Annotated in this window: 15 protein-coding genes; 10 read left to right on the forward strand and 5 right to left on the reverse strand. The window is 63.7% G+C overall.

The window, feature by feature from the left end; genetic code table 11:
- Positions 1-85 precede the first annotated feature (85 nt).
- The gene (locus HU736_RS05950; protein WP_186700934.1) at positions 86-1,240 is read left to right on the forward strand and encodes a cysteine desulfurase family protein; all 1,155 of its coding nucleotides are present in this window, start codon (positions 86-88) and stop codon (positions 1,238-1,240) included.
- A 15-nt stretch (positions 1,241-1,255) separates the two neighbouring features.
- On the opposite strand, the gene HU736_RS05955 is transcribed toward HU736_RS05950, so the two are convergent.
- Complete coding sequence (locus HU736_RS05955; RefSeq protein ID WP_186700933.1) at positions 1,256-2,455, reverse strand: MFS transporter; 1,200 nt, start codon at positions 2,453-2,455, stop codon at positions 1,256-1,258.
- Positions 2,456-2,568: 113 nt separating this feature from the next.
- Here HU736_RS05955 and HU736_RS05960 point away from each other — a divergent pair, with 113 nt between their 5' ends.
- The gene (locus tag HU736_RS05960) at positions 2,569-3,504 is read left to right on the forward strand and encodes a LysR family transcriptional regulator (protein ID WP_103437593.1); all 936 of its coding nucleotides are present in this window, start codon (positions 2,569-2,571) and stop codon (positions 3,502-3,504) included.
- Here HU736_RS05960 and nfsB read toward each other — a convergent pair.
- The gene (gene nfsB / locus HU736_RS05965; protein ID WP_101319950.1) at positions 3,491-4,141 is read right to left on the reverse strand and encodes an oxygen-insensitive NAD(P)H nitroreductase; all 651 of its coding nucleotides are present in this window, start codon (positions 4,139-4,141) and stop codon (positions 3,491-3,493) included. The two genes, HU736_RS05960 and nfsB, sit on opposite strands and share 14 nt — an antisense overlap.
- A gap of 191 nt (positions 4,142-4,332) precedes the next feature.
- On the opposite strand from nfsB, the gene HU736_RS05970 reads away from it, so the two are divergent.
- Both HU736_RS05970 and HU736_RS05975 read left to right on the forward strand, forming a co-directional pair.
- The gene (locus tag HU736_RS05970) at positions 4,333-5,163 is read left to right on the forward strand and encodes an AraC family transcriptional regulator (RefSeq protein WP_186700932.1); all 831 of its coding nucleotides are present in this window, start codon (positions 4,333-4,335) and stop codon (positions 5,161-5,163) included.
- Between the two features lie 50 nt (positions 5,164-5,213).
- Positions 5,214-5,798, forward strand: coding sequence for a LysE family translocator (locus tag HU736_RS05975; RefSeq protein ID WP_181107465.1), 585 nt, complete (start codon positions 5,214-5,216; stop codon positions 5,796-5,798).
- Positions 5,799-5,807: 9 nt separating this feature from the next.
- On the opposite strand, the gene HU736_RS05980 is transcribed toward HU736_RS05975, so the two are convergent.
- Complete coding sequence (locus tag HU736_RS05980) at positions 5,808-7,010, reverse strand: sugar transporter (RefSeq protein ID WP_186700931.1); 1,203 nt, start codon at positions 7,008-7,010, stop codon at positions 5,808-5,810.
- A gap of 200 nt (positions 7,011-7,210) precedes the next feature.
- On the opposite strand from HU736_RS05980, the gene HU736_RS05985 reads away from it, so the two are divergent.
- Positions 7,211-8,527, forward strand: coding sequence for a beta-propeller fold lactonase family protein (locus tag HU736_RS05985; RefSeq protein WP_186700930.1), 1,317 nt, complete (start codon positions 7,211-7,213; stop codon positions 8,525-8,527).
- 15 nt (positions 8,528-8,542) lie between these two features.
- On the opposite strand, the gene HU736_RS05990 is transcribed toward HU736_RS05985, so the two are convergent.
- A complete protein-coding gene (locus tag HU736_RS05990; RefSeq protein WP_101319963.1) occupies positions 8,543-9,595 on the reverse strand; it encodes an NAD(P)-dependent alcohol dehydrogenase in 1,053 nt (350 codons plus the stop codon).
- Positions 9,596-9,774: 179 nt separating this feature from the next.
- Here HU736_RS05990 and HU736_RS05995 point away from each other — a divergent pair, with 179 nt between their 5' ends.
- Positions 9,775-10,710 (forward strand): AraC family transcriptional regulator, encoded by a 936-nt coding sequence (locus HU736_RS05995; protein WP_186700929.1) that lies wholly within the window; start codon positions 9,775-9,777, stop codon positions 10,708-10,710.
- 30 nt (positions 10,711-10,740) lie between these two features.
- Here the strand turns inward: HU736_RS05995 and HU736_RS06000 are convergent, their stop codons facing one another.
- Entirely contained in the window at positions 10,741-11,337 is a 597-nt protein-coding gene (locus tag HU736_RS06000) for a TetR/AcrR family transcriptional regulator (protein ID WP_186700928.1), read from the reverse strand.
- A gap of 90 nt (positions 11,338-11,427) precedes the next feature.
- Between HU736_RS06000 and HU736_RS06005 the strand changes: the two genes are divergently transcribed.
- The 4 genes from HU736_RS06005 to HU736_RS06020 all read left to right on the forward strand — a co-directional run bounded on the left by HU736_RS06005 (position 11,428) and on the right by HU736_RS06020 (position 16,146).
- Positions 11,428-12,027, forward strand: a complete 600-nt coding sequence (locus HU736_RS06005; protein WP_186700927.1) for an NAD(P)H-dependent oxidoreductase — start codon at positions 11,428-11,430, stop codon at positions 12,025-12,027.
- 111 nt (positions 12,028-12,138) lie between these two features.
- Positions 12,139-12,645, forward strand: coding sequence for a sigma-70 family RNA polymerase sigma factor (locus HU736_RS06010; RefSeq protein ID WP_186700926.1), 507 nt, complete (start codon positions 12,139-12,141; stop codon positions 12,643-12,645).
- Entirely contained in the window at positions 12,642-13,616 is a 975-nt protein-coding gene (locus HU736_RS06015) for a FecR family protein (RefSeq protein WP_186700925.1), read from the forward strand. The genes HU736_RS06010 and HU736_RS06015 overlap by 4 nt, the downstream gene beginning before the upstream one ends.
- 94 nt (positions 13,617-13,710) lie before the next feature.
- Positions 13,711-16,146, forward strand: coding sequence for a TonB-dependent siderophore receptor (locus tag HU736_RS06020; RefSeq protein WP_186700924.1), 2,436 nt, complete (start codon positions 13,711-13,713; stop codon positions 16,144-16,146).
- Positions 16,147-16,154: the final 8 nt, after the last annotated feature.

A 16,154-nucleotide genomic window follows, 5' to 3' on the forward strand; every position in this document is an offset into this window, starting at 1 on the left:
ACAAGGGAAAAAATTTTTGGCTGCAGACCGATAGCATGTCGCTAACGTTCGCCACCATCAGGCGACATGCCCGGATCAGTCCATCATGCCCAGCGCCCCACTGTACTTTGACTACGCCGCCACAACCCCCGTCGATGAGCGGGTTATCGAAACCATGCTCGCCTGCCTCGGCCACCACGCCAACTTCGGCAACCCTGCCTCCAGCGGTCACGCCTATGGCCAAGCGGCACGTGCCGTGGTCGAGCAGGCCCGCCAGCAGGTCGCCGAGCGGGTTGGCGCGCAGCCAGAGGAGTTGGTCTGGACCTCAGGCGCCACCGAGTCCAACAACCTCGCCCTGAAAGGCATCGCCGATGGCGCCGACAAGCCTGGGCACCTGCTTACCAGCGCGCTGGAACACAAGGCAGTGCTCGACACGGTGGCCGAGCTTGAGCGTCAAGGCTGGGCAGTGACCCGCCTGATGCCCGATCAGGCCGGGTTGATTCAGCCCGATGCGGTTCGCCAGGCGCTGCGCGACGACACGCGGCTGGTGTCGCTGATGGCGGTCAACAACGAACTGGGCACCGTCACCGACTATGCCGCGATTGGCGAGATCGTTCGTGCCCATGGCGCAATACTGCACGTAGACGCTGCCCAGGCAGTCGGCAAGATCGCGCTCGACCTGCGCGAGCAGGCCGTCGATCTGATGTCCTTCTCAGCGCACAAGGTCTACGGCCCCAAGGGCATCGGTGCGCTGTATGTCGGTCCGCGAGCGCGGCCACTGATGCGTGCCCAGATGCATGGTGGCGGCCATGAAGGCGGCCTACGCTCGGGCACCCTCGCGACCCACCAGATCGCGGGCATGGGCAGCGCCTTCGCCTTGGCAGGCGAATCTGCCGAGGCCGAGCAGCAGCGCATCCATCAACTCAGCGAACGCCTGCTAAACGGCCTGCTGGCGCTGCCGGGTGTCGCACTTAATGGCTGCCCGCAGCAACGCATCGCCAACACCCTGAACCTGCGCATCGCCACCCCAGGCTTCAACAGCGCAGCGCTGGCCAGCGAGTTGGCGTTGTCGACGACTTCGGCCTGTAACTCCGCCAGCAATGCTGCGTCACATGTGCTGCTAGCGCTGGGCCTTACCGATCAACAAGCTCGCAGCAGTGTGCGCATCAGCCTAGGCCGTTACACCACAGAGACTGATGTGGATGCTGCAATCAAGGTGTTTACCCGCGTGCTGGCGACTGCTGCGCCGACCTTCTGGTAACCACACGCGACATGTTCAGGCGCGCGGCCTCGCGCCTGCCATTAGCAGCAGCGTGGCCAATACGGCCAAGCCAGCCACCGCGCTGGCTACGTAGCCCAGCGCTGCAGTGCCGTACCATTGAATCACCAGCCCGCCCAGCGCAGCGCCAACCGCGATGCCACCGTTTGCAGCAGATACGTTCAATGTCCCGGCCAGGGCCTGAGCCTTGGCGCCGGCCTGCATGACGCGCACCTGACACACCGGGAACAACGCCGTGTAGGCAACGCCCCACAGCGCCAGGGCAATCAGCAGCAGCGCTGGATTGCCGACCACGGGAGCAACCGCGCCCATGCCAATCGCGAGAATGAAAAGCAACAGTACCGTCGCTCCGAGCGGGCTACGGTCAACGATGCGCCCGGCCAGGCTGTTGCCAAGCATGCCGACCACACCAAAGCCCATCAGCCACCAACCGACCTGAGCCGCAGGCACGCCCGCCACCTGTTCGAGGATTTCTGCCAGGTAGGTGTAGGCGCTGAACATCGCGGTAAACACCAGCACCGACAACAGCACATGGGCAATAAAGCGCCGGTCACGCAAGATCACTGTCTGCCGTTCGCCTTGCGCCCGCTGCGGCGCGGGCGGCAACTTCGGCAACCAGGCCCACATCAGCAGCGCGACCAGCAGGCACAACCCGGCCAGCAGCCAGAAGCTGCCACGCCAGCCGACCAGCCCGGCGGCGACAGTGCCCAGCGGAATGCCGAAGACAAACGCCGCCGTGATGCCCAGATAGACCTTGGCCACCGCCCAACCCTCACGGCCGGGCCCTGCCAACTGCCCTGCACTCTCGCTGGCGGTGCCCCAATACACCGGCAACGCCAGTGCGCCGAGTACACGCGCCAGCGCCAGCACCCAGACGTTTGGCGCCACTGCGGCAAGTGCGTTGGACGCGGCAAACACCAGCACGATGGCAATGAACAGGGTCTTGCGCGGATAGGCTGACAACCAGGCGGTCAGAAACGGCCCGAACAGCATGACAGTCACCGCAAACAGGGTCACCAACTGGCCCGCTGCTGCAATCGACAGGCCTAGGTCGCGGGCCAGCCCCGGCAGCAAGCCAAGGATGATGAATTCAGTGGTCAGCAGGGCAAAGCCGCCGACCGCGAACAACAGAATGGACAGCCCGGTGCGCTGCCCGGAGTCGGCGACTGCGGGAGCAGTCAGGGAAGAATTTTGCATCGTCTATCGCTCGGAAACTTTCAGCCGCGAAGCTTAATATGGAATTACAGGCCTATTACGGGTAGATTTTCCGTAATTTGCTGAACCATTTTCACTAATCAAGGCCCGCCTCCATGCCTGTCGCCGAGCATCTCAAGGACATCGACTTCTTCGTCAATGTCGCCAACGCGGGTAGCTTCACCGCCGCTGCCGAGCGCATGAACCTGACCAGCTCAGCCGTCAGCAAGGGTGTGGCGCGCCTGGAGAAACGTTTGCAGGTCAGGCTGTTCGAACGCACCACTCGGCGCCTGCTGCTCAGCGACAGCGGGGCAGCCTATTACCGAACCTGCAGCCGAGTGCTGGCCGAGATCGCCGAAGCCGAGATGGCCCTGCATGATGAACTGAACGAGCCATGCGGGCCGCTGCGGGTCGATCTGCCCGCAAGCTTCGGCCGCCTGCATGCGCTGCCCGCCGTGCTCGACTTCGCCCGGCGCCATCCGCGCCTGCAACCGCACATCACTTTGTCCGATCGCTTTGTCGACATGCTCGAGGACGCCATCGACGTCATCGTTCGCATTGGCGGGCCGCAGGTGTGGCCGGCTGGTGTCGAGCATCGCTATCTGGGCAGTCAGCGCACGGTGTTTTGCGCCGCCCCCAGCTACCTCGCCGAGCACGGCACGCCGCGTGATGAGCGCGACTTGCAGGCACTTGGTTGCGTGTTGTACGCCTGCGCCGATGGCAGCACACCGCCCCTGCATTTCGCCAGTGGCCGGCAAGGCGCGACGCAACTGAAAAGCATCAGCGGCCGCCTGGCCATCGGTGACGCCGAAGGCCAGGCGATAGCGATCATGGCCGGCCACGGTATCGCCCAGTTACCGACCTGGCTGGTTCAGCGCCAATTGGATCAGGGCAGCCTGGTCGAAGTGCTGCCAGAGTTCGCCAGCGAGGGCCTTCCGATTCACCTGGCCTGGCGCCGCAATCGGCGCCATTTGCCCAAGGTCAGCGCACTGGTCGAAGCGCTCAGCGCACAGCTGATACCGGTGCTGGACCCGCAGGTCAAAGGAAGGTGAATACACTCGACGCCGGCAAGCGCGACTTGCCCAGCCCAGCGTTGAAGTCGTCGGCACTGCGGTAGCCCAGGCTGAGCAGCACCACACTGGTGAAGCCGCGCTCGCGCAGGCCAAGCTCGGCGTCCAATAGTTTGCTGTCGAAACCTTCGATCGGCGTGGCATCCAGCTCCAGCGCGGCAGCGCCCAGCAGCGCAGTGCCAAGAGCAAGGTAGGTTTGTTTTTCCATCCAGTGCTGCAGGTCTTTCTGATCGAAGCGGTGCAGGTCGACATAGCTGCGCCGGGTCAGGTCCTGGCCGGCCTTGGCCTGCTCGGTATGGAAACGGCCGTCACGGGCTTCCTGCTCCAGCAGGGCCTGCAGATGCGCTTCAGGCATCTCGGTGCGCGCGGCAAATACCAGCACATGCGAGGCATCGCGAATCTTTGCGGTGTTGTAGGCAAACGCTTCGGTGCTCTTGGCTATCCGCGCCTTGCCTTCAGCGCTGTCGGCAACGATGAAGTGCCAAGGCTGGGTATTGACCGAAGACGGGCTGTGGCGCAGTTGCTCGAGCAAGGTATCGATGGTCGCTTGCGGGATTCTGCGGCTGGCGTCGTAGGCTTTGGTGGTGTAACGGCGCTTGGCCAGGGTAACGGTGTCCATCGAAAAGCTCCTGAGGTGTGCAGATTCGACGCGCATCTTAGCGCTGTTGCAGCCAATAGAAACCGCTGAAAATACAGCAACACTTTCATGCCAATGACGAAAATGCTGCGCAACCTGCTGCACATCCGTTCTAAACCTGACCAGCCCTTGTGGGTTAAGGTAGTGGGCCCACTCACCAGCAGCTGCCGCCCATGACCAACTGGATTGATCTGAGCCAGGACGCCGATACCGGCATCGAGTCGGTGCGCGCGCATTTCACCGGGCACGCCTACGACCCGCACTGGCATGACAGCTACCTGGTCGGCGCCACCGAGCAAGGCGTGCAGCAGTTCAACTGCCGCCGCGCCAGCCATGTGAGCACGCCCGGTCAGGTGTTTCTGCTCGAGCCCGGCGAGATCCACGATGGCCTGGCGCCGACTGCCGACGGCTTCACCTACTTCACCTTGTACCTGGAGCCAGACTGGCTGCAGGCCGAACTGCCGGGCTTGTTCGAACAAGCGCCGGCCAATAGCCTGCCCAGTTTTGCCGACACCCAGTGCAACGATGTGCGCTTGAGCGGGGCGATCATGCGCGCCTTCGACGCCGTGCACAGTCAGGACCTGCGCATCGTGCGCCAGACGGCCATGGACGACATGCTCGCCTGCCTGACCCAGCACCTGCACTGGCGCAAGCGGCTCAATCCCGACCCACGCCTGCCGCTGACCGCGCAGCGTGCGCGGGACTACCTGCACGCGCATATCGATCAGGATATCGGCCTGGTCGAGCTGGCTCAGGCCTGCGGGGTCGATCGTTTTCGACTGAGTCGCGCGTTCAAGGCGGCCTTCGGCCTGGCCCCGCACGCCTACCTGATTCAGCTGCGCCTGGCTCGAGCGCGGCGCCTGCTGGCCTTGGGCGAGAGCCCCGCTGCAGTGGCCACGGCGCTTGGCTTTGCCGATCAGAGCCACCTCGGCCGCTGGTTCCGCCGGGCGTATCGCCTGACCCCAGCAGCCTACCAACGACGCTGCTCAAAGCTTCCAGACTGAACCGGCGGCGGCAGCGACCATGGTGCTCCATCCCTCTGGAGTTACCGTTGATGCTGCAGTCCCTGTTGCCCTTTACCTTGTTTGCGCTGGTCACCAGCATCAGCCCCGGGCCGACCAACGTGCTGATCCTCGCCCATAGCGCCCGCGCCGGGCTGCGTGCCAGCGTGGCGCCGATTGTGGCGGCCTCCACGGCTGCGGCGGTGATCGTCTGGGCGGTTGGCCTGGGCCTGGGCGAAGTGCTGCTGCGCTATCCGCTGGCGCAGCAAGTGATGAGCTGGCTCGGCGTGATCTGGCTGACGTGGCTGGGCTGGCAGTTGCTGCGCAGTGCCGGCGAGCCGATCCAGAGTGCCGAACAACAGCCCTTCGGCGCGATCAGTGCTGCGTCGCTGCAACTGATCAACCCCAAAGTCTGGTTGCTGGCCGTGGCGGTAATCGGCGTGTATGCAGCGCCGGGCCAGCCGGTCTGGCAGCTGGCGCTGGTGTTGCTGCTGGTGGCCCTGCCGAGCATGACCAGTTGGGCCCTGCTCGGTGCTGGTAGCGCCCGCTGGTTGCAGTCGCCGCAGCGCCTGCGCCGGTTCAATCAGCTGCTGGCGTGCTTGCTGATTGCCTCGGCGTGGTCGGCGCTGCTGCTGTAGCGGCCCGGCTCAGCCGAGCGCAGGCGTCTCGCGCAAGCGCTTGAGGCTGACCAGCGCCAGGATCAGGCCGAGCACAGCCACCGAACCGCCAGCCAGGCCGATGTAAGCCACGCCCAACTGGCCGCTGACGATGCTGCCGAGCAACGCGCCGCCGCCGATCCCGATGTTGTAGATGCCAGAGAACAACGCCATGGCCACATCGGTGGCGTCCGAGGCCAGCTTGAGGGTCTTGGACTGCAACGCCAGACTGAAGCTGAGGATCGCCACCCCCCAGAACATGCTCAATACGGCGAATACAGTGAAGTTGCCCGAGAGTGGCCAGAGCAGCAGCAGGCAAGCGGCCAGGCACCCAATCGAACCGAGCAGGAACAGCTGCGGGAAACGCTCGCTGTAGCGGCTGAACAGCACCGAACCAATCACCCCGGCACCGCCAAACAGCAACAACAACAAGGTGGTGCGATCGCCGCCGATCTGTGCGACATGCAAGGCAAATGGTTCGATATAGCTGTAGGCGGTGAACTGTGCGGTGATCAGCAACGTCACCAGCAGGTAGGTAATCACCAGGGCCGGCCGCTTGAACAACACCGGCAAGCTGCGCAGCGAGCCGGAGTTCTGGCTCGGCAGCAATGGCAGCGACTTCATCAGGCAGAGCATGGTCACCAGCGCCACGCCGGCGATGCTCAGAAACGTCACCCGCCAGCCCAGCGCCTCGCCCACCACCCGGCCAAGCGGAATGCCCAGGACCATCGCCAGGGTGGTACCGGTCGCGAGCAGGCCCAATGCCTTGGCCTGCTTGCCCGCTGGCGCCACCCGCACGGCCAGCGAAGCGGTAATTGCCCAGAACACCGCATGCGACAAGGCAATGCCGATACGGCTGAGCACCAGCATGGTGAAACTTTGCGATAGCCACGACAGCAAGTGGCTGACGATGAACACCAGAAACACCCACAGCAGCAAGCGGCGCCGCTCGATATTGCGCGTCAGCAACATCATCGGCAGCGACGCCAGCGCCACTATCCAGGCATAGATGGTCAACATCAGGCCGACCTGCGCAGTGCTCATGTCAAAACTACGGCCGATGTCACTGAGCAGCGCCACCGGAACGAACTCGGTGGTATTGAAGATAAACGCAGCCAGGGCCAACGCAATGACACTGAGCCAGCTGCCGCCGCCCACCGGTGTGGGCATGGATGTAGGGATCGGACCATTCATGGATGGGAATTACAGCTCCTGAAAAAAGACGACAAGCACGCAACCCAGCCCGCTGCGAAAGCATGCGGCAGGTGCGGATAGATATGTATCAAGGATGGCGGCCATGGTACGCGCCAAGCCAGGGCCTCACAACCGCAGTGCGGGCGGAGTAACATGTGCGCTCTAGAGACAGACCGCGGAACAAGGAGTCCGATCCGTTCATGGACAAGCAGCACGCCCAGCAACAATGGCAGCAGGCCGTAATCGCCTATGCCAAGGCCATCAACCACTACGTCGCGCAAGGCCGCACGCAAGGCTGGGACAACCTCGAGGAGCCGGTCGCGCCTGCCACCGAGCACCTGCTGCCGGCCTGGCAGGCGGCGCTACAGGCGATCAATCAGCCCTATATCGATGAGCAGCAACGCCGCGCATTTCGCAGCGACTGGCCGCCCGCCCACCTGCCGCTGGTACCGCTGCTGGAACAGCACGGGCAAGGCATCGCCAGCGTGCTCATGCTCGATGACGGCAGCCTGCTGGCACGGATTGGCATGCCTCACGAAAAAGGCCAGGTGGTTCGCATCGATGGGCGCACGGTGACCCCGGTGATTGGCGTCGAGCACTTTGGCCGCTGCCCGCAGCGACGTTATTTCGCCCTGGCCAACGCTGAGGGTATCCGCGTCACTGATGGTTGGGGTGGCCCGCAGGTCGCGCGGATGGCCTGGCCCCATGGCCTTGAAGGTTTGCCCAGAGGCTATCCGTTCGAACCGTTCGATTTACCGCCCACACCGAGCGCGCTGATCCCCTTCCCGGATGGGCAGCGGGTATTGCTGGTCAGCAGCGAAGGGATATTTGTGCTCACCGGCGAGCGGGCGATTCGCCTGTTGCCGCAGCAGCAGACGATTCTCGATGATCTGGCAGAAGGGATCGACCCCGACGATATCGCCCTGGGCCTGTCGATGGAGCACGGCGCAGTCTCGCCCGATGGCCGCCTGCTCGCCATCGGCGAACAAGGCGCGCGCCATCTGGTGCTGGATGATCAACTGCAGGTGGTCGCCGAAGTCGGCCCAGTCGGTGAATACCCACACTTTGCCTTGTTCAATCAGCGCGGCGACCATTTGATCCTGAATGCCTGCCATTTTTACAACGGCAACACCCTGGGTGTGCGCACGGCTGACCTGCCGGGGCTCGATACCGACTACTACAGCGAAGACCCGCGCACGCCGCTGGTCGAGGATGGCGCGCGGATCTACGCTGGCGTAGCCCGCGCCGGCGAGTACATCGTGGGTGATGCGCACGGCTATCTGCGGGCATTTGGCGAAGACGGTCAGGAGCACTGGCAGCATTACCTGGGCTCGACCTTGTGCGCCATGGACATCAGCGCAGATGGCAAAACCCTGGTCGCCGCCAGCTATGCCGGCTTCATCTCGCTGATCGCCCTCGACAGCGGCCGCCCTGACTGGCAGATCGGCACTGGCGAGCACGGCGAGCTACGCCGCTGGCTGTTCTGGAAGGGCCTGGACAAGCCACTGGCTTGGTGACCCGTCACCTGCCAGTCAGGCTTTCAGCGTGGCCATGTCGATGACGAAGCGGTATTTCACATCGCCAGCGATCACCCGCTCGAAGGCTTCGTTGATGCTGCGGATATCGAGCATCTCGATGTCGCAGGTGATGCCATGCTCGGCGCTGAAGTCGAGCATTTCCTGGGTTTCGGCGATGCCACCGATCAACGAACCGGCCAGTACGCGACGCTTGAGCACCAGGTTGGCTGCATGCAGTGGTGGCTCGACCGGCTCGATCAGGCCGACCAGGATGTGCACGCCATCAAAGGTCAGGGTGTCGAGGTAGGGATTGAGATCGTGCTGCACTGGGATAGTGTCGAGCAAGAAGTCGAAACGCCCGGCGGCGGCGCGCATCTGCTCGGCATCGCTGGACACGATGACGTGATCGGCGCCCTGGCGGCGAGCTTCTTCTGCCTTGGCTGCGGAGCGGGTGAACAAGGTCACTTCAGCGCCCAGTGCCTTGGCGAACTTGATGCCCATGTGGCCCAGGCCACCCATGCCGAGAATGCCGACCTTGTGGCCAGGGCCGACACCGTGGTGCTTGAGCGGCGAGTAGGTGGTGATGCCGGCGCACAGCAGCGGCGCCGCGCTGGCCAGGTCCAGACCTTGCGGCATGCGCAGGACGAAATGCTCGCTGACCACGATGCTGTTGGAGTAGCCGCCCATGGTGTTGCTGCCATCGACCCGGTCCGGGGTCGCGTAGGTCATGGTCGGGCCGGCCAGGCAGTACTGCTCGAGGTCCTTGGCGCAGGCCTGGCACTCGCGGCACGAGTCGACCATGCAGCCAACGCCGACCAGGTCGCCGACTTTGTGCTTGCTGACGTTGGCACCGACCGCCGTCACCCGGCCGACGATTTCGTGGCCCGGCATCAGCGGGTACACAGCGATGCCCCACTCGTTGCGCGCCTGGTGAATGTCGGAGTGGCAGACGCCGCAATAAAGGATCTCGATGGCGACGTCATCGGCACGCGGGCTGCGACGCTCGAAGCTCATCGGCAGCAGCGGGCTGGTCGGGGTTTGGGCGGCATAACCGATTGCGGTATACATGGCGAAGACCTCTCAAGTGAAACGATTCAATGCCAGCCATTCTCCTGCCAGATGGCGAGCGAGGCCACCGTGAATTCTCCGGCATGCTTGCCTGATTCTCCGAAACCGCCACATCCGATATAGCGCCAGGCTATAAATCTGCGAGAATGCCAGTGTCTGATTCTCTGCCCAGGCCCTTTATGCAGCTTACCCGCCACGTCGACGCCAACGCCCCGCTCTGCGACCTGATTCGCCGCCTGGCAACGCGCCCGGGGTTTGTCTCCACCCATCTGCCGCAGGTGCAGGTGCTTAGCTGGGATCACTACGTCGCCAGCAGCCCGCAGATCTATGAACCGAGCCTGATGATCCTCGCCCAGGGCAGCAAACTGGCAAGGCTGGGGCCGCGTACCCTGGAGTACGGCGCGGGTCATTACCTGGTGCAGGCGCTGTCGGTGCCGTTCATGTGCGAGACCTTCGCGACTGCCGAAGCGCCACTGCTGGGCGTGGCCGTGGATATCGACCGCAGCGTACTCAGCGAACTGGTGCAGAGCATGCAGCTGGCGCCAGATGCCTGTGTGCAGGCGCAAACCCCGCAGTCGATGACCTCGGCGGCACTCGATGCGGCCATGCGCGATAGCGTCGAGCGCCTGCTGCAGTGCCTGCAGGACCCGCTGGATGCCCAGGTGCTAGGCCCGGCACGTATGCGCGAAGTGCTCTACACCGCTTTGCGTGGGCCGCAGGCCGGTGTGCTGAGGGCCTTGGTCGAGCAGCAAGGGCACTTTGCCCGAGTAGCCGCCTCGCTTGCTTATCTGCGCGAGCATTACGCCGAGCCGCTCAGCGTCGAAGCCTTGGCCAGCTGCGCCAACATGAGCGTGTCGACCTTCCATGAGCACTTCAAGCGCTGCACCGACATGGCGCCAATGCAGTACCTCAAGCGCCTGCGCCTGCTCAAGGCGCAGCAGATGCTGATCGGCGAAGGCCTGGGCGTGGCACAGGCGGCGCACCGGGTCGGTTATCAGAGCACCTCGCAGTTCAGCCGCGAATACAAGCGTCAGTTTGCCCAGAGCCCAGGGGATGAGCAGCCTTACCAACGATTTGCGCCAGGCAGCCTGAACGATTTTTCCGCTTCGGTCTGAGCACCTCAGCCATGCAGCGCGCTACAGGCGTTACTGACGCAAGACCATGTCGACAATCGTCGCCTGCAACTCTTGCCTCGCCTGCTCCGGCTCAAGCGCGCCGTTTGCTGCGGCCTGCGACAAGGCATCCGCCGCGCCCACCAGCACGCGCAACCCTGCCGCAGCAATATCGCCACTCGGCGCGAACGGAGCCAGCGCGAGCCGGCACTTGTCCAGAAACGGCGCTTCGCACTGGTTTTTCAGCGTTTCCATCTCGGGCGAACCGGTCAAGGCTGCACTGACGCCGGGAATCTCCCGCCCCTGGCTGATCACGCAATCGATATAGGCCGCGGCAATCACCCGTGCGCGGTCCGTCAGGGTCGGTTCACAGCTCGCCAGCAATGCATCCAGCATCGCCGACTGACGCGCGTCGTATTCCTGATAGAGCGCAACCAATAAGCCGTTTCGCGATACGAAATGGTCGTAGACCACTGGCTTGGTCACACCGGACTGCTGTGCCAGCTGGCCGAGGCTGAGCGCATCGGTGCCCTCCAGCCTGACGATTTCCCGAGCCACTTCCAGCAATTGGCTCCGGCGCTGTTCCCGCGACAGGCGCTTGCGCGACTGCGGATTCTGCTCACTTGACATCGCAACCTACCAAAAGTAACTTACCAAAGGTAACTTACCGATAGTATATAGCGACGCCTGCCGTCTCGCAGCCCCTTCCGGAGAATCTTCATGCACGCACTGATCGTCATCGGCCACCATGATCCTGAGTCCCTTACCCATGCGCTCGCCGCGCAGATCGCCGAGGGCCTTGCCGACGCGGGCCACAGCAGCAGCCTCGCCGACCTGGCCACTGAGAGATTCGACCCGCGCTTTGGCCTTGCTGACCACGCCGTGCATCGGCGCCTGGCGACAGCTCCGGCTGATGTTCTAAGCGAACAGGCGCGGATCGAATGCGCCGATGCTCTGGTGCTGGTCTACCCCGTTTACTGGTGGTCGATGCCAGCTTTGCTCAAAGGCTGGGTCGAGCGCGTATTCAGCAACGGCTGGGCGTTCGACTATTTGCCAGACGGGCGTTTGATCAAAAAGCTCCACGGCCTGCCGGTACAGCTGGTTGGCCTGGCTGGCGCCGACGCGGGCACGTTCGTTCGGCATGGTTACGGCCATGCCATGGCGACTCAGATAGAGCATGGAATCTTTGATTACTGCGGTGCTCGGGTGCTTGGCTCGGCGCTTCTGGATGACAGCGAGAGCGGCCAGAGCCTTGCCCATCTGGCGAGCGCGCGCTCAATCGGGCAGAAGCTGTTCGACAAGGTTGCGATAAGCGCCTGACCTCTTTGCCCCCTGATACGGCAGTGAACCGCCAGCACGCTGCCATTGCGGGAGTTCTACCGATCCAGCTACCATTGAGAACGATTCACACTCACGATCGGATATCAACCGTTGGACAGCACCTCGACCCGCAAGCTGGGCTTCTTTTTCAGCGATAATCACAGCTGGCTGCTCCAACACATCCACAAGCGCCTGCGTAACCGCGCAGATGCTGAAGACACGGCTGCCGAAGCGTTTTGCCAGATGCTCGGTGCGCGGGTTGATCCAGACAGCATCCTGCAGCCGCGGGCCTACCTGTCGACGATTGCCCGTCGACTGATTTTCGATCGTCACCGCCGCCGCCAACTTGAGCAGGCTTACCTGGAACGCCTGAGCCATCTGCCGGAGCAAGTGGCGCCGTCAGTTGAAGAACAACTGCTGCTGATCGAGGCCCTGGTGACTATCGACCAGGCGCTCGATGGCCTCCCCGCGATCGTCAAGAGCACATTCCTTTACAGTCAGCTCGACGGCATGAGCTACGTCGACATCGCGGCCAAATTGCAGCTGTCCGAACGCACCGTCAGCCGCTACATGAAACAGGCGCTGCGCCAGTGCTACCTGAGCGAGCTGCAGCCATGAGTGCGCGCAGCCTGGACAGCGTGACCGAGCAAGCCATCGACTGGATGGTCGAGCTCAATGCCGCTAGCCCGGACCCAGCGCTGCTGCGCCGGGTCGACCAGTGGCTGGCGCAAGACCCGCGCCATCAACACGCCTGGGATCTGTTACAGCAACGCCTGGGCCGGCCGTGCGCAGCGCTGAGAGCACTGGATCAGCGCGTGCCCGGGCAAGCCAGTGAGGCCCGCCAACTGCTGCTGCAACCGACGCGCACACGCCGTGATGTGCTGCGCAGTCTCGCCGGGCTTGGGTTGCTGGGTGGCGGCCTGTGGGCCGGCTGGCGCAGCGACGCGGCGCAGGACTGGATGGCTGATCTGCACACCGCTAGCGGCCAGCGCCGCACCTTCACGCTCGAAGACGGCAGCCGTCTCAGCATGAACAGCGCCAGCGCGGTTGACCTGCGCTTTGATCGCGAGCAACGGCTGGTGGTGCTGCGTCACGGCGAGCTGTTGATCGACGTTGCCAAAGACCCGCTGCGGCCGCTGCGGGTGCGCGCCGCGCAAGGTCAGATCCAGGCCCTGGGCACGCGTTTTCTGGTCGGCCAGGAACCAGCCACAACACGGGTTACCGTGCTGCAGCACAGCGTGCGCGCCAGCCTGCCGAATGGGCAGGAGCAAGTCCTGCAGCAAGGTCAGGCCGCGCTGCTTGGCGCTGACGGCATTCAGCTACTCAGTGGTGAGCAGCTGCAGCGCGCCGCCTGGGTCGACGGCAAGCTCGAGGTCCTCGATGAGCCACTGCACGCCGTGGTCGAGGCGCTGCGCCCTTACCAGCGTGGTTACATTCGCCTGGCCCCGGCAGTGCGCGGCCTGCGCGTGCAGGGTGTGTTCCCGCTGGACCAGCCGCAACAGGCCTTGGCCGCCCTCGCCGAAGCTTTGCCTATAAAGGTCGAGCACTACGCACCGTGGCTGACACTGATCGGGCCAATGCCAGCATAGTGAGAATATCTTTAAAAATCATTCGCAGCCGTGTCCGGTTTTCATTTCTCGTCGCACCTATCTCCTGACAGCCACTTTTCAACGGGAGAACACCGTGCACAACACCTGGCCCCGCGCCCTGCCCCTGGTCCTCGCTCTGAGCAGCTTGAGTGCCCTGGCTCAGGCGCAGACGTTGACCTTCAACCTGCCGGCCGCAAGCCTGGCCGCCACCCTCAACCGCATCGCCAGCCAGAGCGGCAGCATTATCGCGCTGGAGCCAGACCTGGTGCGCGGCAAGCAGGCGCCAGCAGTGGTCGGCCAGATGAGCGCCGAACAGGCCATGCAGACCGCCCTGAGCGGCAGCGGCCTGCAACTGCGGGTGGCCGGCAGCGGCCATTTCAGCGTGGCCCCGGCCAGTGTCGGCGGCGACGCGCTGGAGCTGGGCGCGACCAGTATCAATGACAACTACCTCGACGCCACCAGCGAAGGCAGCGGCTCCTATGCCGCGCGCGCAGTCACCTTGGGCAAAGGTACCCATACCCTGCGAGAGATCCCCCAGTCGGTCACGGTGATCACCCGCAAGCAGTTGGACGACCAGGGCATCACCGACCTCAAGGACGCGCTCAATCACACCACCGGCATCGTCGGCGCGCAGGGTATCGGCCCGGGCATGGTAGTGACTTCGCGCGGTTTCCAGATCGATGACTGGCAGTACGACGGCGTACCGATCCAGCGCAACAACTACTCGCTGGGCAACTGGGCGACCCAGGATCTGGTGTTCTTCGATCGCGTTGAAGTGCTGCGCGGCTCCTCTGGGTTGCTGCAAGGCACCGGCAGCCCGGGTGGTGCGATCAACCTGGTGCGCAAGCGCGGCCAGGCGGCGCCGACCGTGGCCATCACCGGCAAGGCCGGCTCCTGGGACCATTACGGCCTGCAACTGGATGCCGGCGGGCCGTTGACCAGCGATGGCAAGGTGCGCGGGCGGATGGTGCTGGATGAAGACCAGAGCGACAGCTTCATCGACTATCAATGGAGCAAAACCCACTCGCTGTATGGCGCGCTGGACATCGACCTGAACGACGCTACCACGGTTGGCGCAGGTATCAGCTACAGCCGTGAACAGTCACGCCCGATGCTGCGCGGTATCCCGCGTTACGCCAGCGGCAAGCCGGTCGATCTACCCCGCTCGACCTTCACCGGCGCACGCTGGAGCCGCGCCGAAACCGACGTCACCACCTACTACCTGGACCTCGAGCACCGCTTCAACGACGACTGGACATTCAAGACTGCCGCCGTGCGCATGGACGAAACCAACACCTCCACCCATCAGCGCGTGCAGACGTCCGGCGAAGGCCTGGAGGCCAACGGCGATGGCGTCAGCTACGCCGACTGGATCACTGACTTCCACTCCAGCAAGCTGGGGCTGGATATGAACGTGGTCGGCCACTTCGATACCGGCTCGGTGGCGCACGAAATCACCGTCGGCGGCAACTATGCCAAGCTGACCTCGGATGACGCCTACTGGCGCAAATTCAACGCCGGCAGCGGCAACATCTTCGACATCGATCATGACCGCCCGGAACCGAGCCGCGACAGCCTGCTGGCCGGTCCTTTTGGTCGCCATAACCAAGCCAGCTACGACGTTCGGCAAAAGGGCCTGTACGGCGTCTGGCGCGTCAAGCCGGTGCAGGACCTGACGCTGATTGCAGGCACCCGCGTCAGCTGGTTCGACTACAGCTGGGACTCGATCGACTTCAACAACCCGACCGATCCGGGCAGGCGCTACCCCACCAGCCGTATGACCGAGTCCGGTGAGGTCACCCCGTATGCCGGCTTCATCTATGACGTCACAGAGAAATGGTCGTGGTACGCCAGCTATACCGATGTGTTCGTGCCGCAGACCGAACGTGCCCTGGGCAATGCCCCACTCAAGCCGATCGTTGGCAGCAACTACGAGACCGGCCTCAAGGGCGAGTTGCTCGATGGCCGGGTCAACACCTCGCTGGCGATCTTCCGTTATGACCAGGAAAACCGCGCGGTTACCGATATCGCATCGGGCCAGGAATGTGATGGCTGGTACTGCTCGATGGCCTCCGGCAAGGTCCGCAGCCAGGGCGTCGAAGCCGAGATCAGCGGCGAACTGGTCAGCGGCCTGCAGCTGTTCGCCGGCTACACCTACAACACCACCACGTTTCTTGATGACCCGGAAAACGAAGGCCGCACTTTCAGCCAGTGGACGCCCAAGCACATGTTGCGTACGTGGGCCGATTACCAGCTGCCGGTCGACGGCCAGCGCTGGAGCACCGGCATGGGCTTCACCAGCCAGAGCCACACCCTGGGTTACGAGCGCAGCTACGAGGTGCCCGGCTACACGGTATGGAGCGCGCGGGTGGCGTATCAGCTGAACCCAGAAGTGAATCTTGCGCTGAACGCCAACAACCTGTTCGACAAGAAATACTGGGTCGCCGGCTTCAACCAGCTCAACGGCAGCAACAACTATGGCGAGCCGCGTAATCTGATGTTCTCGGTCAAGTACACGCCGCAGTTCTGAAGCGCTTC

Source organism: Pseudomonas shirazensis (genome assembly GCF_014268785.2).
Lineage (GTDB): Bacteria > Pseudomonadota > Gammaproteobacteria > Pseudomonadales > Pseudomonadaceae > Aquipseudomonas > Aquipseudomonas shirazensis.